General features: G+C 70.4%; 21 protein-coding genes. 8 read left to right on the top strand and 13 right to left on the bottom strand.

Features of this window, described 5'->3' with window-relative positions; genetic code table 11:
• Positions 1 to 258: acyl-CoA dehydrogenase family protein (locus ACFRAR_RS34895; protein WP_380703722.1), on the bottom strand; the 258-nt coding region annotated here is incomplete at its 3' end.
• A 219-nt stretch (positions 259 to 477) separates the two neighbouring features.
• On the opposite strand from ACFRAR_RS34895, the gene ACFRAR_RS34900 reads away from it, so the two are divergent.
• Positions 478 to 1,815, top strand: coding sequence for a UDP-glucose dehydrogenase family protein (locus ACFRAR_RS34900; protein ID WP_380703724.1), 1,338 nt, complete (start codon positions 478 to 480; stop codon positions 1,813 to 1,815).
• Between the two features lie 211 nt (positions 1,816 to 2,026).
• Positions 2,027 to 2,440, top strand: a complete 414-nt coding sequence (locus ACFRAR_RS34905; protein ID WP_380703726.1) for a CoA-binding protein — start codon at positions 2,027 to 2,029, stop codon at positions 2,438 to 2,440.
• 3 nt (positions 2,441 to 2,443) lie between these two features.
• Here the strand turns inward: ACFRAR_RS34905 and ACFRAR_RS34910 are convergent, their stop codons facing one another.
• Genes ACFRAR_RS34910 through ACFRAR_RS34920 form a run of 3 tightly spaced genes read right to left on the bottom strand, consistent with a single transcriptional unit; the run spans position 2,444 to position 5,358 of the window.
• Positions 2,444 to 3,652, bottom strand: coding sequence for a dipeptidase (locus ACFRAR_RS34910; RefSeq protein WP_380703728.1), 1,209 nt, complete (start codon positions 3,650 to 3,652; stop codon positions 2,444 to 2,446).
• Positions 3,653 to 3,697: 45 nt separating this feature from the next.
• Positions 3,698 to 4,222, bottom strand: a complete 525-nt coding sequence (gene purE, locus ACFRAR_RS34915; RefSeq protein ID WP_380703730.1) for a 5-(carboxyamino)imidazole ribonucleotide mutase — start codon at positions 4,220 to 4,222, stop codon at positions 3,698 to 3,700.
• Positions 4,219 to 5,358 (bottom strand): 5-(carboxyamino)imidazole ribonucleotide synthase, encoded by a 1,140-nt coding sequence (locus tag ACFRAR_RS34920; protein ID WP_380703732.1) that lies wholly within the window; start codon positions 5,356 to 5,358, stop codon positions 4,219 to 4,221. The genes purE and ACFRAR_RS34920 overlap by 4 nt, the downstream gene beginning before the upstream one ends.
• Positions 5,359 to 5,617: 259 nt before the next feature.
• On the opposite strand from ACFRAR_RS34920, the gene ACFRAR_RS34925 reads away from it, so the two are divergent.
• Complete coding sequence (locus ACFRAR_RS34925; RefSeq protein ID WP_380703734.1) at positions 5,618 to 6,220, top strand: GtrA family protein; 603 nt, start codon at positions 5,618 to 5,620, stop codon at positions 6,218 to 6,220.
• Positions 6,221 to 6,336: 116 nt separating this feature from the next.
• Here ACFRAR_RS34925 and ACFRAR_RS34930 read toward each other — a convergent pair whose 3' ends face one another.
• Both ACFRAR_RS34930 and ACFRAR_RS34935 read right to left on the bottom strand, forming a co-directional pair.
• The gene (locus tag ACFRAR_RS34930; RefSeq protein ID WP_380703736.1) at positions 6,337 to 7,581 is read right to left on the bottom strand and encodes an ATP-binding protein; all 1,245 of its coding nucleotides are present in this window, start codon (positions 7,579 to 7,581) and stop codon (positions 6,337 to 6,339) included.
• Between the two features lie 93 nt (positions 7,582 to 7,674).
• A complete protein-coding gene (locus ACFRAR_RS34935; protein ID WP_030058577.1) occupies positions 7,675 to 8,349 on the bottom strand; it encodes a response regulator transcription factor in 675 nt (224 codons plus the stop codon).
• Positions 8,350 to 8,678: 329 nt separating this feature from the next.
• Here ACFRAR_RS34935 and ACFRAR_RS34940 point away from each other — a divergent pair, with 329 nt between their 5' ends.
• The 3 genes from ACFRAR_RS34940 to ACFRAR_RS34950 all read left to right on the top strand — a co-directional run bounded on the left by ACFRAR_RS34940 (position 8,679) and on the right by ACFRAR_RS34950 (position 13,215).
• Complete coding sequence (locus ACFRAR_RS34940; RefSeq protein ID WP_380703738.1) at positions 8,679 to 10,202, top strand: peptide MFS transporter; 1,524 nt, start codon at positions 8,679 to 8,681, stop codon at positions 10,200 to 10,202.
• A gap of 119 nt (positions 10,203 to 10,321) precedes the next feature.
• Positions 10,322 to 12,349: a prolyl oligopeptidase family serine peptidase gene (locus ACFRAR_RS34945; RefSeq protein WP_380703740.1), complete on the top strand. Its 2,028-nt coding sequence runs from the start codon at positions 10,322 to 10,324 to the stop codon at positions 12,347 to 12,349.
• Between the two features lie 332 nt (positions 12,350 to 12,681).
• On the top strand, positions 12,682 to 13,215 hold the full coding sequence (locus tag ACFRAR_RS34950; protein WP_380703742.1) for an NUDIX domain-containing protein: 534 nt from the start codon (positions 12,682 to 12,684) through the stop codon (positions 13,213 to 13,215).
• Here the strand turns inward: ACFRAR_RS34950 and ACFRAR_RS34955 are convergent, their stop codons facing one another.
• Positions 13,216 to 14,529: a hypothetical protein gene (locus ACFRAR_RS34955; RefSeq protein ID WP_380703759.1), complete on the bottom strand. Its 1,314-nt coding sequence runs from the start codon at positions 14,527 to 14,529 to the stop codon at positions 13,216 to 13,218.
• A gap of 213 nt (positions 14,530 to 14,742) precedes the next feature.
• On the opposite strand from ACFRAR_RS34955, the gene ACFRAR_RS34960 reads away from it, so the two are divergent.
• A complete protein-coding gene (locus ACFRAR_RS34960; protein WP_380703761.1) occupies positions 14,743 to 14,871 on the top strand; it encodes an albusnodin family lasso peptide in 129 nt (42 codons plus the stop codon).
• A 736-nt stretch (positions 14,872 to 15,607) separates the two neighbouring features.
• Here ACFRAR_RS34960 and ACFRAR_RS34965 read toward each other — a convergent pair.
• The 6 genes from ACFRAR_RS34965 to ACFRAR_RS34990 form a co-directional block, all read right to left on the bottom strand.
• A complete protein-coding gene (locus ACFRAR_RS34965) occupies positions 15,608 to 16,738 on the bottom strand; it encodes a protein-L-isoaspartate(D-aspartate) O-methyltransferase (protein ID WP_380703744.1) in 1,131 nt (376 codons plus the stop codon).
• Positions 16,739 to 16,893: 155 nt separating this feature from the next.
• Complete coding sequence (locus ACFRAR_RS34970) at positions 16,894 to 18,072, bottom strand: methyltransferase domain-containing protein (RefSeq protein ID WP_380703746.1); 1,179 nt, start codon at positions 18,070 to 18,072, stop codon at positions 16,894 to 16,896.
• Complete coding sequence (locus ACFRAR_RS34975) at positions 18,069 to 18,212, bottom strand: hypothetical protein (protein ID WP_380703748.1); 144 nt, start codon at positions 18,210 to 18,212, stop codon at positions 18,069 to 18,071. The genes ACFRAR_RS34970 and ACFRAR_RS34975 overlap by 4 nt, the downstream gene beginning before the upstream one ends.
• Positions 18,213 to 18,685: 473 nt before the next feature.
• The gene (locus ACFRAR_RS34980) at positions 18,686 to 19,534 is read right to left on the bottom strand and encodes a helix-turn-helix domain-containing protein (RefSeq protein ID WP_380703750.1); all 849 of its coding nucleotides are present in this window, start codon (positions 19,532 to 19,534) and stop codon (positions 18,686 to 18,688) included.
• Between the two features lie 6 nt (positions 19,535 to 19,540).
• A complete protein-coding gene (locus tag ACFRAR_RS34985; RefSeq protein ID WP_380703753.1) occupies positions 19,541 to 20,059 on the bottom strand; it encodes a DUF6879 family protein in 519 nt (172 codons plus the stop codon).
• Positions 20,040 to 20,303: a hypothetical protein gene (locus tag ACFRAR_RS34990; RefSeq protein ID WP_380703755.1), complete on the bottom strand. Its 264-nt coding sequence runs from the start codon at positions 20,301 to 20,303 to the stop codon at positions 20,040 to 20,042. The genes ACFRAR_RS34985 and ACFRAR_RS34990 overlap by 20 nt, the downstream gene beginning before the upstream one ends.
• 582 nt (positions 20,304 to 20,885) lie before the next feature.
• Between ACFRAR_RS34990 and ACFRAR_RS34995 the strand changes: the two genes are divergently transcribed.
• The gene (locus tag ACFRAR_RS34995) at positions 20,886 to 21,557 is read left to right on the top strand and encodes a pentapeptide repeat-containing protein (RefSeq protein ID WP_380703757.1); all 672 of its coding nucleotides are present in this window, start codon (positions 20,886 to 20,888) and stop codon (positions 21,555 to 21,557) included.
• Positions 21,558 to 21,647 lie beyond the last annotated feature (90 nt).

A 21,647-nucleotide genomic window follows, 5' to 3' on the forward strand; every position in this document is an offset into this window, starting at 1 on the left:
CACCTCCTCGATCACGATCACCGTCGCCAGCGCGTCCGCCCCCGCACCCCCGTACTCCTCCGGCACGTGCACCGCGTGCAGGTCACTGCCCCGCAACGCCTCCAACGCCTCCTGCGGGAACCGCCCCCGCTCGTCCACCTCCGCCGCGAACGGGGCGATCTTCGCCTCGGCCAGCGAACGCACCGCCTCACGGAGCATCCCGTGCTCCTCGGAGATACGGAAGAGATCGAAGTCCGCCGCCCCTGCGCTGCCCGCCATGATGCCTGCCTCGTCGTCCAGTGGCCGAAGTCCGATCGGAGCCAGAATCGAGTCCGGTCGACGTCGGATCCGCGGTTAACTACCGTTCAGTAGAGATCCTAGGGCGCCGACCTGCGGCTGCCTAGCGTCCCGCGTGTGCAGGCGATCCCGACGCGCCCCGGGCGTGCGGATAGCATCAGGGCATTCGTACTGGTCGCGTCCGCATCCAAGGGAGAACCCGTGACCCTCCGCATCTCCGTGATCGGCACCGGCTACCTCGGCGCCACCCACGCCGCCGCGATGGCCGAGTTCGGCTTCGAGGTGCTGGGCCTGGACATCGACCCCGAGAAGATCGCCATGCTCACCGCGGGCCGGGTCCCGATGTACGAGCCCGGGCTGTCCGAACTGCTGCTCAAGCACGTGGCCGGACACGAAGGTTCGACCGGCCGGCTGCGGTTCACCACCTCCGCCCGGGAGGCGGCGGAGTTCGGCGACGTGCACTTCGTCTGCGTCAACACCCCGCAGCGCAAGGGCGAGTTCGCCGCCGACATGTCGTACGTCGACGCCGCGATCGACGAGCTCGCGCCGCACCTGACCCGCCCCACGCTGGTGGTCGGCAAGTCCACCGTCCCGGTCGGCTCGGCGGCCCGGCTGGCCGAGCGGCTGGTCTCGCTGGCGCCGGTCGGCGAGGGCGCCGAACTCGCCTGGAACCCGGAGTTCCTGCGCGAGGGCTTCGCCGTGCGGGACACCCTGCGGCCGGACCGGATCGTGGTCGGCACCCAGAGCGAGCGGGCCGAGCGGGTGCTGCGCGAGGTGTACGCGGAGCCGATCTCGGCCGGGGTGCCGTTCATGGCCACCGACTTCGCGACCGCCGAGCTGGTCAAGGCGGCCGCCAACTCCTTCCTGGCCACCAAGATCTCCTTCATCAACGCGATGGCCGAGGTCTGCGAGGCGGCCGGTGCGGACGTCACCCAGCTCAGCAAGGCGCTCGCCTACGACGAGCGGATCGGCGGCAAGTTCCTCAACTCCGGCCTCGGCTTCGGCGGCGGCTGCCTGCCCAAGGACATCCGCGCGTTCATGGCCCGGGCCGGCGAACTGGGCGCCGACCAGGCGCTGACCTTCCTGCGCGAGGTCGACTCGATCAACATGCGGCGCCGTTCCCGGATGGTGGAGCTGGCCCGCGAGCAGTGCGGCGGCGGCTTCCTGGGCCGCCGGGTCGCCGTCCTGGGCGCCGCCTTCAAGCCCGACTCGGACGACATCCGGGACTCCCCCGCGCTCAACGTGGCCGCCCAGATCCAGCTCCAGGGCGCCCAGGTCACCGTCTACGACCCGAAGGCCGTGGACAACGCCCGCAAGATGTTCCCGTCCCTCGCCTACGCCCACTCCGCCCTGGAGGCCGCCGAGGGCGCCCACGTCGTCCTCCACCTCACCGAGTGGGCCGAGTTCCGCGAGCTGGACCCGGCCGAGCTCGGCGCGGTGGTCGCCGAGCGCCGCCTGCTCGACGGCCGCAACGTCCTGGACGCCGAGGCCTGGCGGGCCGCCGGCTGGACCTACCGCGCCCTGGGCCGCCCCAGCTGAGACGCCCCGGCCGGGCCGCCTGCCCGCCGTACGAAGCGCCAGTCCCCGGACCCCAGGGGCGGGCGCTTCCGTTCCTGATCGTCTGGAGCGACAGCCCCGGGTGGACCGACAGCTCCGGGTGGACCGACAGCGACAGGCCGACCGCCTGCTCCGGGGCGACGGCCTCACCCGAGCCCGGAATCCCCCGCCCCCGCCCGGTGTTCCCACCGGCATGACGAGCTACGGCGACCGAGCGACGGTCCGCGAGATCCTCACCGGCACGGGCGACACCTGGGCGGTGGTGGGCCTGTCCGGCAACACCGCCCGGGCCGCGTACGGGGTGGCCCAGGTGCTCCAGCGGTACGGCAAGCGGATCGTGCCCGTCCACCCGAAGGCCGAGACGGTCCTCGGCGAGCAGGGCTACGCCTCGCTCGCCGAGGTGCCGTTCCCGGTCGACGTGGTGGACGTGTTCGTGAACAGCGCACTGGCCGGGGAGGTCGCCGACCAGGCGGTGGCGGCCGGGGCGAAGGCGGTCTGGTTCCAGCTGGGCGTGGTGGACGAGGCCGCCTACGCGCGGACCCGGGAGGCCGGGCTGGCCATGGTGATGGACAGGTGCCCGGCCATCGAGATCCCGCGGCTGGGCTAGGTCCTAGGAGTTCACGCCGTCCAGCCGCGCGATGGTGGCGATGGACGGGCGGCGGGCGGCGCGCAGCCCGGCGGCCACCGACTCGGCGTCGCGCAGGACGCGGACGGCGTTGTGCCAGGTGAGCTTGGCCAGGTCGGCCTCCGACCAGTGGCGGCCGAGGAGTTCGGCGACCAGGTTGGGGTAGCCGGCCACCGAGTCCAGGCCGTCCGGCAGGAAGGCGGTGCCGTCGAAGTCGCCGCCGATGCCGATGTGGTCGATGCCGGCGACCTCGCGCATGTGGTCGAGGTGGTCGGCGACGGTGGCCGGGGTGGCGACCGGGCGCGGGTGGGCGGCCTCGAAGGCGCGCTGGCGCTCCATGGCCGGCGGGGTGGTGTCCAGCGGGTGGAAGCCGTGGGCGCGCATGTTCTCGTCGGCGGCCTCGGTCCAGTCGATGGCGGCGGGCAGGATGAACTTCGGCACGAAGGTCGCCATCGCCACCCCGCCGTTGGCGGGCAGCTGGGCGAGCACGTCGTCCGGGATGTTGCGCGGGTGGTCGCAGACGGCGCGCGAGGAGGAGTGCGAGAAGACGACGGGCGCCTCGGTGACCCGCAGGGCGTCGCGCATGGTGTCGGCGGAGACGTGCGAGAGGTCCACCAGCATGCCGAGCCGGTTCATCTCCCGGACGACCTCCTCGCCGAACCGGGTCAGCCCGCCGGCCACCGGCTTGTCGGTCGCGGAGTCCGCCCACGGCACGTTGTCGTTGTGGGTGAGCGTCAGGTACCGCACGCCCAGCTCGTACAGGGCGCGCAGGGTGGCCAGCGAGCAGTCGATGGAGTGGCCGCCCTCGGCGCCCATCAGGGAGGCGATCCGGCCGTCGGCGCGGGCGGCCTCGATGTCGTCGGCGGTGCGGGCCAGCCGCAGCCGGTCCGGGTAGCGCTCGACCAGGGCGTGGACGAAGTCGATCTGCTCCAGGGTGGCGCTCACCGCGTGGTCGCCGGCCAGCGAGGCCGGGACGAAGACGGACCAGAACTGCGCGCCGACCCCGCCCTCCGCGAGGCGGGCGAGGTCGGTGTGCAGGCGGTCGCTCTGGTCGGCGGCGAGGTCGAGCGCGCCGAGGTCGTACCCGGCCTGCTCGCGCATCGCCCAGGGGAGGTCGTTGTGGCCGTCCACCACGGGGGCGGTGCGCAGCAGGGCTCGGGCGCGGTCCAGCGGGGTGAGGGAGTCCGAAGTCATACGGGCTGTTCTACCCCACCCCTTCCACCCCACCCCGCTCCCGGGTTACTTGCCGAACCCGAAGGAGGTGGAGCCGGCCACCTTGGCCCGGAGCTTCGCGCCCTTCTCGGTGGCCTGGTTGTTCAGCTCGGCCTGGAACTCGGTCATCTTCTCGGTGAGTTCGGGGTCGAACGCGGCGAGCATCCGCACCGCGAGCAGGCCGGCGTTGCGCGCGCCGGCCACCGAGACGGTCGCCACCGGCACGCCGGCCGGCATCTGGACGATCGACAGCAGGCTGTCCATGCCGTCCAGGTAGCGCAGCGGGACCGGCACGCCGATGACCGGCAGCGGGGTGACGGACGCCAGCATGCCCGGCAGGTGGGCCGCGCCGCCGGCGCCCGCGATGATCGCCTTCAGACCGCGCCGGTGGGCCTGCTCGCCGTACGCGACCATCTCGCGCGGCATCCGGTGGGCGGAGACGACGTCCACCTCGTAGGGGATCTCGAACTCGTCGAGCGCCTGGGCGGCGGCCTCCATGACCGGCCAGTCGGAGTCCGAGCCCATCACGATGCCAACGACTGGGTTCGTCATTCGGTGATCGTTCCTCGCAGGTAGGCGGCCGCGTGGCGGGCGCGCTCGCGGACGTCTTCGAGGTCGTCCCCGAAGACGTTGACGTGGCCGACCTTGCGGCCGGGCTTCACGTCCTTCCCGTACATGTGGATCCGCAGCCCGGGGTCACGGGCCATGCAGTGCAGGAAGGGGTGGTACATGTCCGGGTAGTCGCCGCCGAGGACGTTGACCATGACGGTCCACTTGGCGCGCGGGCGCGGGTCGCCGAGCGGGAGGTCGAGGACGGCCCGCAGGTGGTTCTCGAACTGCGAGGTGACGGCGCCGTCCTGGGTCCAGTGCCCGGAGTTGTGCGGGCGCATGGCCAGCTCGTTGACCAGGATGCGGCCGTCCCGGGTCTGGAACAGCTCGACGGCGAGGTGGCCGACGATGCCGAGGTCGCCGGCGATCCGCAGGGCGAGCTGCTGGGCCTCGTCGGACAGGGCGGGGTCGAGGTCCGGCGCGGGGGCGGTGACCTCGGCGCAGACGCCGTTCTCCTGGACGCTCTCCACCACCGGGTAGGCGACAGCCTGACCGCTGGGCGAGCGGACCACGTTGGCGGCCAGCTCGCGGACGAAGTCGACCTTCTCCTCGGCCAGCACCGCGACGCCGGCCAGGAACGGGGCGTGCGCCTGCTGCTCGTCGTCGACGACCCAGACGCCCTTGCCGTCGTAGCCGCCGCGGACGGTCTTCAGGACCACCGGGTAGCCGGAGCCCTCCTTCGCGAAGGCGGTGACGTCGACCGGGTCGGCGACGATCCGGTGCCGGGGGCAGGGCACGCCGATGGAGTCGAGCCTGGCCCGCATCACGCCCTTGTCCTGGGCGTTGACGAGCGCGTCCGGGCCGGGGCGGACGGCGATGCCGTCGGCCTCCAGGGCCCGCAGGTGCTCGGTGGGGACGTGCTCGTGGTCGAAGGTGATCACGTCGCAGCCGGCGGCGAAGGCGCGCAGGGTGTCGAGGTCGCGGTAGTCGCCGAGGACGACGTCGGAGACCACCTGTGCGGCGGAGTCCTGGGGCGTGTCGGCGAGGAGTTTGAACCTGACCCCGAGCGGGATGCCCGCCTGGTGTGCCATGCGGGCCAGCTGCCCGCCACCGATCATGCCCACCACTGGAAAATTCACATTGCCCGGGGAAGTCACGCGGCCCAGGATATCCGGGCCGGTCGGGGGCGGTGGAGGCGCCGGTGGGGCCACCCGAACGGACGCGCGTAGATGTCAACCTGTCGCCCTGGCGGCTGAGCCGTTCGACTGAAGCGGGTAGCCTGGACGGCCAGGTCCTGGTCTGCGCGGTCCGATCATGTGCGTGCACGCAGGACTCAAGGGACGTCGCGAACACCGCGGACGGCCCTTTCGTCCCGCAGGCACATGGAGGCAGTCCGGTATGACGACGACCGAAGCTTCGAAACCCCCGCTCGCGCAGAAGATGCGTGGACTCACGGGTGAAGTCGTGAAGTTCGGCATCGTCGGCCTGAGCGGCGTGGTGGTCAACTTCGCCGTCTTCTGGGTCTGCATCAACGGCATGGGCCTGGCCTCGGTGCGGTCGAACATCGTCGCGACGGTGATCGCCATCGCGACCAACTACCTGGGCTACCGCTACTGGCTGTACCGGGACCGCGACGCGGCCTCCCGCAAGCGCGAGATCACGCTCTTCCTCGTCTACAGCGGCATCGGCATGCTGATCGAGACCGGTGTGCTCGGCTTCTCCGTGTACGTGCTGCGCCTGGACTCGCACTTCGAGCAGATCGGCGCGAAGGTGATCGGCCTCGCGGTGGCCACCGTGTTCCGCTTCGTCTCGTACCGCACCTGGGTGTTCAAGGCCGTGCCCGAGCCGGTCGCGGCGCCCGCCCAGCAGCCGATGGTGCCCGCCCAGCAGCAGCCCGCGGCGCCCACCGCGACCGCGGCGCCCACCGCCGGCCTGGAGCTGGCCGCGCAGGCCGAGCGGATGCTGGCCCCCGAGCCGGTCCGCTTCGCCCAGGCCGAGTAGGACCAGGGAGACCGGTGAGCCCCGGCACGCCGAACCGGCGGCCGGGGCTCACCGCTGTCCGGGCACCGGCCCGCAGGCCCCCGCCCGGGCCCCGCGGTCCTCCGCCCGGGCCCCGCTCAGCCCTCCTGGCTGCGCCCGAGGAAGAGCGCGAACACCGCCGGCTTCAGCGAGAGCAGTTCGAGCCGCCCGCCGTCCGCCTCCGCGAGGTCCCGGGCGACGGCCAGGCCGATGCCGGTGGAGTTGCGGCCGCTGACCGCGCGCTCGAACACCCGGTTGCCGAGGTCCGGCGGCACACCGGCGCCCTGGTCCTGGACCTCGACCACCACCGAGGTGCCGGACGGCCGGACCCGCAGGGTGATCGTCCCGGCGCCGTGCATCAGCGAGTTCTCGATCAGGGTGGCCAGCACCTGGGCCACCGTTCCGGGGGTGCCGACCGCGGTGACGCCGTGCAGCCCCTCCAGGGACAGCACCCGGCTCTGCTCCCGCAGCGTCGGGCCCCACTCCTCCACCTGCTGCTTGATCACCTCGTCGAGGTCGAAGGCGACGGCGGTGGGGCTGCGCGGGTCGCGCTGGGTGGTCAGCAGCCGCTGGACCACGTCGGTGAGCCGCTCGACCTGCTGGAGGGCGATGGTCGCCTCCTCCTTGACCGTCTCCGGGTCCTCGGCGAGGGCGGTGATCTCCTCCAGCCGCATCGAGAGCGCGGTGAGCGGGGTGCGCAGCTGGTGCGAGGCGTCGGCGGCGAGCCGGCGCTCGGCGGTGAGCATCCGGGCGATCCGCTCGGCGCTGGTGTCCAGCACCTCGGCGACCCGGTCGAGCTCGGGCACCCCGTAGCGCCGGTCGCGCGGGCGGGGGTCGCCGGAGCCGAGCCGTTCGGCGGTCTCGGCGAGGTCGGTGAGCGGCCGGGCGAGCCGCTTGGCCTGCCAGACGGCGAGCGCCACCGCGGCCTGGACGGCCAGCAGGGCGACCACGCCGAGCAGCAGCAGGTTGTTGGCGATCTCGTGGTCGACGTCCTCGCGGGACTGCTCGACGGTGACGGTCTCGCCGCTGTTGCCGCGCTCGACGGCCTTCAGCAGGTGGTTCCCGGCCGGGCGCTCGCCCGCCGAGACCACCGGCTGGCCGGGCACCTGCACCTCGACGTAGCTGCCCTCGGTGACCTGGCTCTCGAACGCCCGCCCGGTGACCGGCTCGCCCGCGGCGAGCCGGCTCTCCACGAGGGCGAGCACCCGGACGGCGGCCGCGTCCACCCGGTCCTGGGCCGAGCTGACGATGGTCCGCTTCTCCACCAGGGCGAGTGGCACGCAGAACACCACGACCACCACCAGGACGACGCCCAGCAGCGAGTTGATCATCCGGCGTTTCACGCTGCCGCTCCCCGAGGTGTTCCGTTCCACCGGACGCCGCCCCCGTCGGGCGCCGTCCGGCCCCGATCTCTCACGGGGTGATCTCCGACGGGGTCAGTTCTTCTCGAACCGGAACCCCACACCGCGCACGGTGGCGATGTAGCGCGGGTTGGCCGCGTCGTCACCGAGCTTCTTGCGGAGCCAGGAGATGTGCATGTCCAGGGTCTTGGTGGAGGTCCACCAGGTGGTGTCCCAGACCTGCCGCATGATCTCCTCGCGGGTGACCACCCGGCCGGCGTCCCGCACCAGGACGCGCAGCAGCTCGAACTCCTTGGCGGAGAGGGTGAGCTCCTCGTCGCCGAGCCAGGCGCGGTGGGACTCGATGTCGATCTTCACCCCGTGCGCTCCGGTGGTGAGCTGGTCGACGTTGCCGCGCCGGAGCAGGGCACGGACGCGGGCGAGCAGTTCGGCGAGGCGGAAGGGCTTGGTGACGTAGTCGTCGGCGCCGGCGTCCAGGCCGACGACGGTGTCCACCTCGTCGGCGCGGGCGGTGAGCACCAGCACGGGGCAGCTCTTGCCGTCGGCGCGCAGGCGGCGGCAGACCTCCAGGCCGTCCATCTCGGGCAGGCCGAGGTCCAGGACGACGAGGTCGACCTCCTCGGTGAGGCCGGCGGCGAGTGCGGTCGGACCGTCCTCGCGGACGAGCACCTCATAGCCCTCGCGTCGCAGGGCCCGGGCGAGCGGTTCGGAGATCGCCGGATCGTCCTCGGCGAGCAGCACACAGGTCATGGGGTGATGGTAGTCCGCCGGGGTGAGCCCGTACGCCCTGTGAGGTAGTTCACAGAGCGTGATCGTTATATAAGCGTCCGATCACACTCAACGGGGCGTGACGGACCGGCAGTTCAGTGAAGATTCTTCGCTTGGATCTTTGAACCGAAGGAAGACGCGCCCATTTACCATCGATAGATCGGGCAGATCTGCTGCCAACTTAGCCATTCCCACACCTGATTCATGGCCTTTGTCATCTGATAAAGCCAAATGTCGCCACGTAGAGTGGTTCTGTCCACGTCCGCCGCAACACCCCCGGGCGGACGCTGTCAGGCAAGGAACCACTACTCATGGCGTCTAAGACCCTGGACACCGACGTCCCGTCGGCCAACCCCAGCGGCAAGACCTTCCTCGGGCACCCCCGGGGGCTCGCCACCCTGTTCATGACCGAGATGTGGGAGCGCTTCTCCTACTACGGCATGCGCGCCCTGCTCATCTACTACCTGGTCTCGGGCGGCGCCGACGCCGCCGTCGGCAGCCAGGGCGGCGGCCTCGCCATGAAGGCGACGACGGCGACGGCGATCTACTCCGTCTACGTCTCGATGGTCTACCTCATGGCCTACCCGGGCGGTTGGTTCGGCGACCGGGTCTGGGGCGCCCGCAAGACCGTCGCCATCGCCGGGTTCGTGATCATGTCCGGCCACATCGCGCTGGCCGTCCCGGGCCAGGCGGCGTTCTTCCTGGGCCTGCTCCTGGTCGCGCTCGGTTCCGGGCTGCTGAAGGCCAACATCTCCACGATGGTCGGCCAGCTCTACAACGGCCCCGACGACCCGCGCCGGGACGGTGGCTTCACCGTCTTCTACATGAGCATCAACCTCGGCGCCTTCGTCGCCCCGTTCGTCATCGGGACGATCGGCAAGGAGTACAACTGGCACCTGGGCTTCGGCCTGGCCGCGGTCGGCATGGCGTTCGGCCTGACCCAGTTCCTGCTGGGCAGCCGCCACCTGAGCGCCCGCAGCAGCGAGGTCCCCAACCCGCTGCTGTCGGAGGAGCGCAAGCGCCTGCTGGTCAAGGGCGGCCTGGTCGTCCTGGCCGTCGCCGCCTTCTACGGCGCCATCGTCGGCCTGGGCGTGTACACCCTGAACTGGGCCCTCGTCCCGCTGACCGTCGCCGGCCTGCTGATCCCGCTCACCGTGCTGACCCGGATCAAGCGCGACAAGGACCTGAGCTCCGACGAGCAGTCCAAGATGTCCGCGTACATCTGGTTCTTCGCCGCGGCCGCGATCTTCTGGATGATCTACGACCAGGGCGGCTCGACGCTCTCCCTGTTCGCGGACAAGAAGACCGCCGACAACCTGTTCGGCTTCGGCTTCTCGGCCACCTGGTACCAGTCGCTGAACCCGCTGTTCGTGATGGCGTTCGCGCCGGTCTTCGCCTGGCTGTGGCTCTGGCTGTCCCGCCGGGACAAGGAGCCGAACACCATCGTGAAGTTCTCGATCGGCCTGGTCCTGATCGGCGTCTCGTTCTTCCTCTTCATCATCCCGATGACCATGGCGGACAACGGCACCCTGGTCTCCCCGCTGTGGCTCGTCTCGATCTACCTGATCCAGACCATCGGCGAGCTGTGCCTCTCCCCGGTCGGCCTCTCGGTCACCACCAAGATGGCGCCGCGCAAGTACGCCTCCCAGATGATGGGCGTCTGGTTCCTCGCCGTCACCGCCGGTGACTGCACCACCAGCCTCCTCTCGCTGGCCGGCGTCAGCCTCAACGGCACCGGGATCATCGCGATGCAGGCATCGCTCGCGGCCCTCGCCGGGTTCGCCGTCTTCACCTACCGCAGGAAGGTCCAGGCCCTCATGGGCGACGTGCACTGACGCCCGTCCCCGCCCGCTCCGGGGCCGCCGTGGATCCCAGGATCCACGGCGGCCCCGAGCCGTTTCCGCCGACTTACCCGTTCGACAGGGGCGTGCCGGGCCTGCCTATGGTGCCCGGCATGACGACCGACTCGTTACCCCGCCGACTGGCCCGCACCCGACGGTTCACCCTGGGCGCCCCCGTCCGACCCGAGCCCTCGCCGGACGGCACCACCGTGCTCTTCCTGCGCGGCCGCGACGGCACCGACCCGCTCGACTGCCTCTGGGCCCTGGACACCGCCACCGGCGGGGAGCGGCTGCTCGCCGACCCCGCCGCCCTGGGCACCGCCGAGGGCATCACCGGGTACAGCACCGACGCCACCGGCTCGCTCGCCGCCTTCGCCCTGGACGGCTCCCTGTGGCTGGCCGACACCGCCCGGGGCACCGTCCGCGCCGTCCCCGTCCCCGGCCCGCCGCAGGACCCCAGGCTCGACCCGACCGGCCGCCGGATCGCCTACGTCAGCGCCGGCGCCCTGCGGGTGGTCGGCGTCGACGGCACGGACGACCGCCCGCTCGCCGAACCCGAGGCCGAGGACGTCTCGTACGGGCTCGCCGAGTACGTCGCCTCCGAGGAGATGCACCGCGACCGCGGCCACTGGTGGTCCCCCGACGGCACCACGCTGCTGGTCGCCCGGGTCGACGACCGCCCGCTCGCCCGCCTCTACCTGGCCGACCCCGCCGACCCGCACCGCCCGCCGCGCGCCGTCCGCTACCCGCTCGCCGGCACCGCCAACGCCGAGGTCTCGCTGCGGCTGCTCGGCCTCGACGGCACGGACACCGAGGTCCGCTGGGACCGCACCGCCTTCGAGTACCTGACCGCCGCCGGCTGGGACGGCCACGGCCCGTACGCCGCCGTGCAGAGCCGCGACCAGCGCACCGTCCGCACCCTGGCGATCGACCCGGACGGCACCACCCGGGTGCTCGCCGAACGGCAGGACGCGCACTGGGTCGAACTGCTCCCCGGCCTGCCGGTGCGCACCGCGAGCGGCGCCCTGGTCGACACCGCCGACGACGGCGACACCCGGCACCTGACCGTCGACGGCGAGCCGGTCACCCCGGCCGGGCTCCAGCTGCGCGCGGTGCTCGGGACGGAGGGCGAACAGGTGCTCTTCACCGCCTCCGACGAGCCCACCGAGACCCACCTCTGGACGTACGCGCCGGACACCGGCCCCCGTCGGCTGAGCGCCGGCCCCGGCCTGCACACCGGCCTGCGGCGCGGCGGCACCCTGGTGCTCACCACCCGCTCCCCCGGCCACCCCGGCGGCCGCTCCACCGTCCACCGCGAGGGCCGCCCGGTGCTCCCGCTCGCCTCGCGCGCCGAGCCGCCCGCCGTCACCGCCCGGCCCGAACTGCTCCGGCTCGGCCCGCACGCCCTGCGTGCCGCGTTCTTCCTGCCCACCGGCCACCGCCCCGGGGACGGCCCGCTGCCCGTCCTGCTCGACCCGTACGGCGGGCCCGCGACGCAGAAGGCCACCACCGGCGGCCTCTGGTGGGACCAGGTCTCCCAGTGGTTCGCCGACCAGGGCTTCGCGGTGCTCGTGGTGGACGGCCGCGGCACTCCCGGACGCGGGCCCCGGTGGGAGAAGGCCGTGTACGGCGACAAGGCGAAGCTCCCGCTGGCGGACCAGGTCCACGGCCTGCGGGCGGTCGCCCGGCTGCGGCCCGGACTGCTCGACCTCGACCGGGTCGGCATCCGCGGCTGGTCCTACGGCGGCTACCTCGCCGCCCTCGCGGTGCTGCGCCGCCCGGACGTCTTCCACGCCGCCTCCGCCGGAGCCGCCCCCACCGACTGGCGGCTCTACGACACCCACTGGCAGGAGCGCTTCCTCGGCCACCCCGACGAGCACCCCGGGCACTACGACGGCGGCTCGCTGATCACCGAGGCGCCGAAACTCAGCCGCCCGCTGCTGCTGATCCAGGGCCTCGCCGACGACAACGTCCGCCCGGCCCACACCCTGCGGCTGTCCGCCGCCCTGCTCGCCGCCGGGCGCCCGCACGAGGTGCTCCCGCTGCGCGCCACCGGCCACCGGCCCACCGACGAGGCCGTGGTGGAGCACCTGCTGACCCACGAACTGCGCTTCCTGCGGCGGTCGTTGGGCCTGGCATGAGCGGATGGCCCGGGCCCTGGTGAACCATGGGGCCGGGCCTGATCGCTTCGTCCGTCGAGCCGGCTCCGCTCGACGGACGAAGCGCTACGGCGGGATGCCTGACGGATCGACAGGTAGCGGAAGCGGTCAAGGTGGGGATCGACTTCGAGTACGCGCTCGGGCCAGAACTCGACGACCCGCGACGATCGCGCCAGGTGATCCTCCGGCGGCCCCTCAGCCGAAGCGCCGCAGCCGCGAGGCCACTATTCGTCAAAGTGACGCAAATTGCCGGAACCTGCCTTCGGCACTCCTGGGTCTGACATGCTGAAGGTCCGTCGAGAGGGGTCGCAGCGATGCAGTGGAAGATCCACGGGGAACGTCCGATCTACGAGAACCCCTGGGTGAACCTGTGGCTGACCGATGTCGAGCAGCCTGACGGGCGCCGCTGGGAGTACCACGTGGTCAAGCTGCGGCACCTGGCCGTGGCTGCCGTCGTGAACAGCGAGAAGCAGGTGCTCATGATGTGGCGGCACCGCTTCATCACCGACACCTGGGCCTGGGAACTCCCAATGGGGCTGGTCGAGTCGGACGAGACCCCGGCGGAGGCCGCGGCTCGTGAGGCTCTGGAGGAGACCGGCTGGAAGGTCGGCGAGGTGAAGCCGCTGATCTACGCCCAGCCGGCGAACGGGATCACCGACTCCGAGCACTTCGTCTTCCGGGCCGATGCCGTCGAGTTCGCGGGCCCGCCGACCGAGCGCAACGAGTCCGACCGGATCGAGTGGGTTCCGCTGTCCGAGCTTCGCGGCATGATCGACCGCCGCGAGATCGTCAGCAGCGGCACGCTCGTGGGCGTGCTCTACCTACTGCTGGACGAGGCCGGTCTTTGATCAGCCGGCCGCGCAGGTGATCCGTTCCACCAGCATCGCCACCAAGGCGTTGGCCCGGTAGGGCTCGAGTAGGTGGCGGAACTCCTGGAGGTGGGAACCCACTCGGGGAGAATCGATCACTGCCGCGAGATCGAGGGCTTCTGTGGCGGTCGAGCATGCCAACTCGACCTGCCGCCGCTGGAGTTGGGTGCGTGCGAGCCAGAAGCTGTGGAACGCGCGGCCTCGGAGATTCGCCGTCAGCTCGGCCCGTAATGCCTCGGCGATGAGGGGTTCGGCAGCGGTCGCGTCCCCCAGCTGACTGAGGGCGATTCCGGTGTCCACGGTGAGCTTGGTGCGGTCGAAGTACTCGACCCATACAGGGTCGTCGTCCGCCTCACGGATGCGCTCGAAGTGCTGGTGCGCCTCGGCGATCGCGCGGTGGGTCGACTCCTGGTCGTGTGCGCTCGCGTGGCCGAAGGCTTCGCGCATCGACAGCATGGCCAGCAGCCTCGGAGTACCACCGACAAGGCGCGCGCTGTCCTGCGCGGCTCGGGCCAGAGTGATCGCGTCCTGCGCCCTGTCCTGGTAGGTCGACTGGAGACTGAGACAGGCCAACACGTTCGCGATGAACGGGCGGTCGTCAATCTCTCGCGCGAACCGAAGCGACTCGGTGAAGTAGCCCTGCGCGGTGTTGTACTGCCGTGCGTCGAAGTATGTCCACCCGGTGAGTCGTGCGAGCTCAGCAGCGATGCCGTGAAGACTGCGCCGGTAGTTGGGGTCGGCGGTGTCGCGCATTATGCCCGTGACGTACCTGAGCTGACCGATCACCGCTGGCCGAAGCGCTTCGCCGCCGTGCTGGTCATCGCGCCGCCAGTAGTCCTCGATGGACGCCTGGAGGGATCGCAGGAGGTTGGGCGTGACCCGCGCGCCCGCCGCAATGGCCAGGATGCTGTCGAGATCGCTACCCAAGCCCGAATCCACGACCGGCAACCGAGCACGGGCAGGCTCAATCGCCGGTGTTGGTTCTTGACGCGGGACCGACGGCTGTTCCCAGCTGCGGTCCGCCAGGCCGAGCATCCGTCCCGGAATCCGGAGGCCGTCCGCGATGCGTTCGATGACGGTCATATTGGTGATCTTCGGCCGCCCCTTCATCACCTCGCCCACCCTGCTGGGCGTCAAGTCACATGCGCGGGCGATGCGCGACGAGTGGTAACCGCCTTTGCGCTTGGCGAGTTGAAAGATCAACGCGAAGTCTCTTTCCTCGCATGCCGCGACCATCTCGGGGTCCGCGAGCAGTCGACGAGGAAGCCCCGGTGGCGGCGTGGACTCACTCATAGCCGGCTGCCCCTCCAGCACAAGGAAGATCATTGCTCAGTGTCACGCGAGATAACTGACCGCGAGTTTACCCATCACGGGTGCACGGGCTGGCCTTATTCCGACACTGCCCGCCCCGGGACTCTGGGATCACCTCCGGAGGACACCCGGAGCCCGACTGATGGAGGGGACCGGCCCCGCCACGCCCTACAGCAACGGAGGGAGGTGAACACCATGGAGGACTTCGCCCAGCTCGACCCTGAGCCGGAGGAGGAGGTCGTCGTCCTGGGGGACGCGGCCCTCCTGACGAAGGGCAGCAACAGCAACAGCATCGAGGGTAAGCGCTCGCCGTATGACGCCTGACGCTGACAGCACAGCGGCGGCACCCACGACCCCCGAGGGTGCCGCCGCACCACGCTTGGGCTCGATCCATGGAGGTGATCACATGAGCCTGTTCGGCGGGTCTCTCGCCCTGACTGCCGCGCCCCGCATGCCCGTTGGCGCACGGGTTCTGTGGCGCGGCCCCTCGGCCTGGTCGGCCGGGGCCCCAGTGCGCTTGGCGAAGGGTGCCGGCGGGCGGCGGCTTGCCGCCTTCGGCCCGTGTGGGGCGACGGATGCAGACCTGATCCGCCTAGTTTGGTCTTTCTGCTCAGGCGTTCCCCTCACAGGTCCCCCGGTGGCCCCTTTCCGCAGAAAGGGGCCACCGGAACCGCCACCGGTTGAGAGAGCTGATCAGGTAGCACGGGCGGGAGTTCCACGACGATCCCGACGCGCCCAGGCCGAACCGGTTGGTCGTGGCGGCGTCCGCGGTGATGACGACCGAAGGTCTCATCCTGCTCCAGCGGCCTGTGTGCGTTGCTGGGCCGAACGATGGATCTCGGCGAGCCACTTCCGGGCACGGCTGTCCTGCAAGTAAAAGCCGAAGATGGCACGGCCACGGCTCACGAATTGAGAGTCGTTCCGGTGGCCCCCTACTCCTCTCGCCCCGCCGACCTGGGAGCTAGCCGAGCACGGGCTCCCGCGAGGCCCTCGCCATGGGTGGGCGAGGGCCTTCACGTGTTTCCGAGTTCGCGCACCGTCCCCGTCCGTGATTCCGAGGTCAGGGCAGGACTGTGCCGGGGGCGTCCAGCCAGACGGACTGTGTGCCGTCCGGGGTGACGGTCACGCCGAACCGGCAAAGGTCCGGCCTGCCCTCCTCCACCCACCACAGGCGGGCGCCGACGACCTCGTCCCACAGCCGGCGAGCTCCGAACTGGTGAACGGCATCCCCGGCGCCCCACCCGGCGTAGCGGACGGACGCCCAGGAGCCCGCGCCGTCCGAGAGCCGCATGCGGAAGGTGGCGCCGGGGTCGGCCTCGTCCCAGACGTGTTCGTACCGGATGCCCGGCACCCGCAGGCCGATGGCGAAGGCTGCGTTCACGTCCTCCAGCGCCAGTTCCGGGTCCATCGCCGAGGGGCCCCGGTCGCCCGGCACGCCGCCCGGCTCGCTCACGACGTGCGGGCGTTGTGCCCGCATCCACATGAACGAGACGTCATCGACGAAGCGGCCGTGAGTCGGCTCGCCCGGTCCGCCGACCTCCAGCCGGAGCAACCCGGCGTTGGCGTACGGAGTGCCCCAGGGGGTCACGATGATGCCGCCGGGGCGGGTCTGCTCGATCCACGCGAGTGGCACCTGCCGAACGGCCGCAGTGGAGTGGATCCGGTCGTAGGGGCCACCGGCCGGGTGGCCGAGAAGGCCGTCGCCGACGACCCGGCCGGGCTTCGACCCGATCGCTGCCAGTCGCTCCCCGGCTGCGGCGGCCACCGCCGGGTCGACCTCGACCGTCGTCACGGCCCCGTCGCCAAGTCGGTTGCACAGCAGGGCGCTTGTCCAGCCCGTTCCCGTGCCGATGTCGAGCACCGCGTTCCCGTCCGCCACGTCCAGGCGGCCGAGCATGGACGCGACCAGGGACGGCACGGAGGCCGACGACGTGGCGATGCCGGGCCCGTCCTCGTCTCCGTCGTCGACCTGCGTGACGACCACGCCGTCGGCGTTCACCAGCGCCCACCAGGCGTCCGGTTCGTCGGCCTTGGTGATCCGCCGACAGCCGGTCGGGGCCTCCTCGTCCGGGGTCCACACGGCGTCCGGAATGAAGGCAGAGCGCGGGGCGCGCTCGAACGCGCCCCGCCACTCCTCGCCCAGCGCGCCGGCCTCGGTGAGGTCCGCGAGCAACTGCGCGTACTGGTCCATCGGTTCGGGCTCACTTCTTCTTCGGCGGGTTGGTAACGGGCTTGGTCCACCGGCCGTCACCAACTGGACTTACTGTGGCGGTCGTTGGGCGTGGAACAGGAACACCTTCGCCCCCTCGAGCCGACGGGCTCGACGGGGCGAAGCAGCGGCAGGACTCAGCCTCCAAGCGGCACCGGGTTCTCCGGGCTGTCCAGCCACACGGTGTGGCCCTCGGGCCCGACCGTCAGTCCGAATCTCGCGAAGCCGGGGCGGCCCCGGTCGTTCCACCAGTGCCAGGCGGCCTCCACCTCGTCCCAGAGGTTCCGGGGGCCGGACTGGTAGACCTCGTATTCCGTGCGACTGTGCTCGTAGTCGGCGGACGCCCACGACCGGGTGTCCCGGCTGTAGAGCCACAGCGTGTACGCGCCGTCGTCGTAGCGCTCCGCCCGCCAGAACGCCCCGGGGACGGCCACTCCGATGAGGAACTGCTCGAACCAGCCGCCGGTGTCCGGCGGGGCCAGCGCGGTGGTGCTTCTCACCCCGTCCGCGGGCCACTCCCGGCCGCGCAGGTAGTCCTCGAAGGGCGGCCGGTCGGTGCGCTGCTGGCGCAGTCGCATGAACGCCGAACTCCGGGTGAACCTGCCGCTCGCACTGGTCCCGTCGTCGTTCACGGTCAGCCGGACGATCTGCTCGCCGCCGTACTCGGTGCCGAAGGGCGCGACGATGATCCCGCCGGGGGCCGTCTGCGCCAGCCACGCCGAAGGAATCTCCAGCAGGGAGCAGGTGGCGATGATCCGATCGTACGGAGCACCCTCCGACCAACCCTGCCGCCCGTCGCCCTCGACCACGGTCGGCGCGAGTCCGGCCCGAGCCAGGTTCGCCCGGGCGCCGCGGGCAACGTCCGGGTCGAACTCGACGGTCACGACGTTGGGGCCGCCCAGGCGGTGGGCGAGGAGGCCCGCGTTCCACCCCGTGCCGGCTCCGACCTCCAGCACCCTGTTGCCTGGGCGGACGCCGAGGTCCTGGAGCATCGAGAACACCATTGTGGGCATGGAGTTGGAGGAAGTCGGCGTTGTACCGAGCCCGTCCCCCGCGTGGTCGCCGTCGTCCCACTGCGTGGTCAGCGGGATGTCCGAGTAGACCGCTCTCCGCCACGCTTCGGGGTCCTGCGACCGGTACACCACGGGGTTCTGGCGGGTGCCGTCCGCGATGCCCGGCCAGATGCGATCCGGGACGAACAACTCACGGGGTACGGCTTCGAAAGAAGGAAGCCAGTCCGGGGAAAGGGCTCCGCCGGCCACCAGCGCGGAGGCGAGCCCCTGAGGGCCCGCCTCCTGGTGCGTCTCGCTGGTCACTTGCCGCCCGCCGGGGACGAGCCGTCGGAGGTGTTGCCGCCCTCGTCGGACCCACCGCCGCCGTGCCCGGCGCCCTTGTTGCTGTCGTCCTGCTGCCCGCCACCCTTGCCGTCGCCGGAGCCGCCGCCGTGTTTGCTCATGTCAGTACCTCCGTGCCGGTCAGGCCCAATGGGCGGTTGCCCGTTGGGTGGTGCTGCCCGCCCCGCGTCTTCCCCAGACGGGACGGGGGTCTGTGAGGCCCAAGTGGACCGGTTCTCGGTCAGCGCCACCGGTGGTTGGTCGCGCAGCCTGGCGAGCAAATCCGCCCGCCGGTCGCGCTCCTCCAGCATCAACGGGGCCTCGCTGAACTCCTCCGGGAAGAGAACCGGACGTGCTCAGCGGGCCGCGCGGGAGGCCCATGGCGGACTTGGCGGGCTCGCGCAGCGCGATCTCCCGCAGCGTCGCGGGAGATCCGTCGTCGTGGTCGTCCGCAAAGTCTCCACTCGCCCTCGACTTACGCGTGCTGGTACTGACTGCTATGCCGGCCACTCCCTCGGATTCGCTGGAACTGATGGCAACACGCTAGGAAATCAGGGGAGTTGGCATCCACGCGATTCTGCGAGATTGCACGATTTCACCCGATCGCATCAATGGCGGCCGTGATCAACGCACGAGCCTTCGAGCCATAGACCGCCATGTCCGCCAGTGTCGCGAACGTGTCGGCGTACATGGCTACTTCGCTGGGCTGCGTCAGGGTGAGATGCCCGGAGACGAGCTCCACGTTCACCTGAGCCGTGTCGAAGATCCAGAACCCTTCCACGGGCATCCGCGCGCGGTGCAGCCGAGCAGGAACGATCCCGACACTGACATTCGGCAGACCGCCCACCGCGATCAGCCGCTCAAGCTGCTCGGCTTGGGTGTCGGCATCACCAAGCCCGTTGCGAAGTACGGACTCCTCAAGCAGGAACGCGAAACGCCGTTGCCCCTCGCGGAGCACGCGTTGCCGTTCCATCCGAACGGCCACGGCGGCGGCCACGTCATCGACCGGGACTCGCCTCAGCTGGACGGCACGCAACACGCCTTCCGTGTATCCGTGCGTCTGGAGGAGTCCCGGAACGAGCCACGACGAGTAGGCCCGGAACCAGTGCGTTCGCTCGAACAGAGGCAGAACGGCTTCCTGCGCCCTCCGAAGCCCCGCACGCTCCATGCGGCGCCATTCCACCCACATGCCTTCCACGGCTTGCAGAGAGGAGACCAGATCCGCCGTCTGGTCTTCCCTCCCGCACGCACGGCACCACGCGCGCACATCGTCAGCGGACGGCGACGTCTTGCCGGTGGAGATCCGAGACACCTTGGACGGATGCCAACCGCACAGCGCCGCAAGCTGCTTGCCGTCCAACCCAGCGTCCTTGCACATCTCCCGAAGGCGATCTGCAAGGACTTTCCGGGCAGCTTGGACGTGAGACGACCCAGACACGGACATGATCGGTCAGACCAGCTTGTAGTCCTCGTGCGGCGTGGCCCGTTCCCACACGGCCTCAAACGCAGACCTGACCAGTTCCACGACGTCCGGTTCCGTCCGCCACTCCCTGTCCACAACATCCCCGCCCCCGGAGAAGTACGTGAACAGCACGGCCGACCCGTCGAACATCCACAGGTCCGTTCCCGGCAGCGCGATGTCGGCAGCCCTCCGCCGGGGCAACCAGCGGACCAGCTCACCCGCCGCAACATTGGCAAACGTGAGGTCGTGCTCGTACCGGATGTAGTCCGTCACCGGCTCCGAGACGACCCGGGCCCGCCGCATGACCACGCCGCGCCCGGTTGTCTCGGCGACCAGCTCAGCCCAAGAGCCCCACCAGTCAGGCAGCTTGGCCGGGTCATTGTCGTACCGATGGCCGGCACGCCAGCGAGCGAACTCCGGATCATGCGGCGTGTAGCCGTCACGCATCTCCAGATGGACGGCGGAGCGCTGCGCACCGGCCAGGCCCTCACGTACTGGGTACTTCACCGTTTCCGTCCTCCAGTCGCGGAATGAACTGTCGCATCACAGCCGGGAGTCGGACGATCGTCTCGTGATCCGGAACATCCGTGCCGTGGCCGGGGACCGACCCGATCTCCTGGCACGCCTTCACCTCTTCCGGCTTGGCCTTGTAGGACTGGATCAGAAGATCCCCAGTGTCCTCGTCCAGCCAGATCGTCGGCGAGTCGTCAACAGGAGTGTTCGGAATAATCCCCAGGAAACGCAACCTCATGGTCTCTCCCTGTATCGCTCCGACTGCGCTCAGTTGCACGACTATCACCCCGACAGTCGATCAGCGCAAGACGGCTTCCGGGCACCTGGGGGGACGACGAGGATCACGCTCGCCCCACCCACGTCCGCCGGTGGCCCCTTGCGGCAGCGCAAGGGGCCACCGAAACCACCAGGGTCATCCCCATCTCCAACGGGTTCGACCAGGCCATCCGGGCTCTGTCGGCCTCGTTTCGGCGTGACCGCGGGGTGTACCTGGCCCGATCGGCTGGAGCGCAGCTGCGCGCCGTTGGACCGAAGCAGGCCGAGATCACCGCAATTGACGCCCTGTCAGTGGCAGTGGCCACCGGGTCGGGCCGGATCGGTCCACCGGCCGTCCGACTCCTTCGGGGACTGCTTCCTGTCCCCGGACTCGCCGCCCTTGCCGTCTCCGTGCTCGCCCATTTCAGCACGGCGGCCTTGCGCAGGATCGCCTGAATAGCTACCGGTTTTCAAAACCTGTGTATTTTCAACTGCCTTTCTGGATATGGCAGTTGAATGCTAGCGTTCTTTCGTCCACTCCAGCGGCTACTGTGAGGTGCCCGTCATGAATCAGGCCATGCCTCGCCAGAAGAACCCCCTGACCCCGCGCTTTCAGGTGGCTTTGCGACCTGCGGAGCTGCCCGACCATGACTTTGAGGACGACGCCACCATCAAAGGCAGGAAATACAGCGGGCTGAGCCTCGTCGGTCGATCGGGCGAAGCGATCGAAGTCGAGCAATGCGCCTTCGAGAACGTCCGGTTCACCGGGATGCACCTGGTCCGGTCGGTGCTCGCTCACGTCGCCTTCGATACCTGCGATTTCGCCACGGTCCGGACACAGGACGTGTCCGTCCTCCGAAGTACGGTGACCGGATGCCGACTTACCGGTTCGTCCTGGAGCAACGGAAGTTTCCGCGACGTCCTCTTCGAGGGCACTCGGACAGACAGCACGCTGTTCCGCTACGCGAAGTTCAAAACGGTGGTGTTCAGGGAGTGCAATCTCTCCCAGGCTGATTTTCAGTTCGCCGAACTCCGCGATGTCCGATTCGAGAAGTGCGATCTGACGGGAGCCCAGTTCGCCAACGTCGTCATTCAGTCCGGTGTCAGCTTCGACAACTGCACATTGCTCGACCTCGGCGGTGCCGCGCACCTCAAGGGTGTCACCGTGCGAGGCCCGGGGTCCATGGAGCTGGCCCTGAGCCTCGCCAGGGAGGCCGGCATCGTATTCGAAGCCTAGCCTCCGCCTTTCAGTTGGGCCTGGCTGAGCTCGGTTGATGGCACTGGCGACGCGTTGTGCCTGCGTGGAGGTGTGGGGACATGCCGAGGG

The sequence above is a fragment of the Kitasatospora sp. NPDC056651 genome (assembly GCF_042792155.1).
Lineage (GTDB): Bacteria > Actinomycetota > Actinomycetes > Streptomycetales > Streptomycetaceae > Kitasatospora.

Excerpts from the sequence above, each read along its gene's own strand:
- ACFRAR_RS34905 (WP_380703726.1), top strand. The coding sequence starts at position 2,027 with ATGACGAGCTACGGCGACCGAGCGACGGTCCGCGAGATCCTCACCGGC.
- ACFRAR_RS34910 (WP_380703728.1), bottom strand. The coding sequence starts at position 3,652 with ATGACTTCGGACTCCCTCACCCCGCTGGACCGCGCCCGAGCCCTGCTG.
- purE (WP_380703730.1), bottom strand. The coding sequence starts at position 4,222 with ATGACGAACCCAGTCGTTGGCATCGTGATGGGCTCGGACTCCGACTGG.
- ACFRAR_RS34925 (WP_380703734.1), top strand. The coding sequence starts at position 5,618 with ATGACGACGACCGAAGCTTCGAAACCCCCGCTCGCGCAGAAGATGCGT.
- ACFRAR_RS34935 (WP_030058577.1), bottom strand. The coding sequence starts at position 8,349 with ATGACCTGTGTGCTGCTCGCCGAGGACGATCCGGCGATCTCCGAACCG.
- ACFRAR_RS34940 (WP_380703738.1), top strand. The coding sequence starts at position 8,679 with ATGGCGTCTAAGACCCTGGACACCGACGTCCCGTCGGCCAACCCCAGC.
- ACFRAR_RS34945 (WP_380703740.1), top strand. The coding sequence starts at position 10,322 with ATGACGACCGACTCGTTACCCCGCCGACTGGCCCGCACCCGACGGTTC.
- ACFRAR_RS34950 (WP_380703742.1), top strand. The coding sequence starts at position 12,682 with ATGCAGTGGAAGATCCACGGGGAACGTCCGATCTACGAGAACCCCTGG.
- ACFRAR_RS34955 (WP_380703759.1), bottom strand. The coding sequence starts at position 14,529 with ATGAGTGAGTCCACGCCGCCACCGGGGCTTCCTCGTCGACTGCTCGCG.
- ACFRAR_RS34960 (WP_380703761.1), top strand. The coding sequence starts at position 14,743 with ATGGAGGACTTCGCCCAGCTCGACCCTGAGCCGGAGGAGGAGGTCGTC.
- ACFRAR_RS34965 (WP_380703744.1), bottom strand. The coding sequence starts at position 16,738 with ATGGACCAGTACGCGCAGTTGCTCGCGGACCTCACCGAGGCCGGCGCG.
- ACFRAR_RS34975 (WP_380703748.1), bottom strand. The coding sequence starts at position 18,212 with ATGAGCAAACACGGCGGCGGCTCCGGCGACGGCAAGGGTGGCGGGCAG.
- ACFRAR_RS34980 (WP_380703750.1), bottom strand. The coding sequence starts at position 19,534 with ATGTCCGTGTCTGGGTCGTCTCACGTCCAAGCTGCCCGGAAAGTCCTT.
- ACFRAR_RS34990 (WP_380703755.1), bottom strand. The coding sequence starts at position 20,303 with ATGAGGTTGCGTTTCCTGGGGATTATTCCGAACACTCCTGTTGACGAC.
- ACFRAR_RS34995 (WP_380703757.1), top strand. The coding sequence starts at position 20,886 with ATGAATCAGGCCATGCCTCGCCAGAAGAACCCCCTGACCCCGCGCTTT.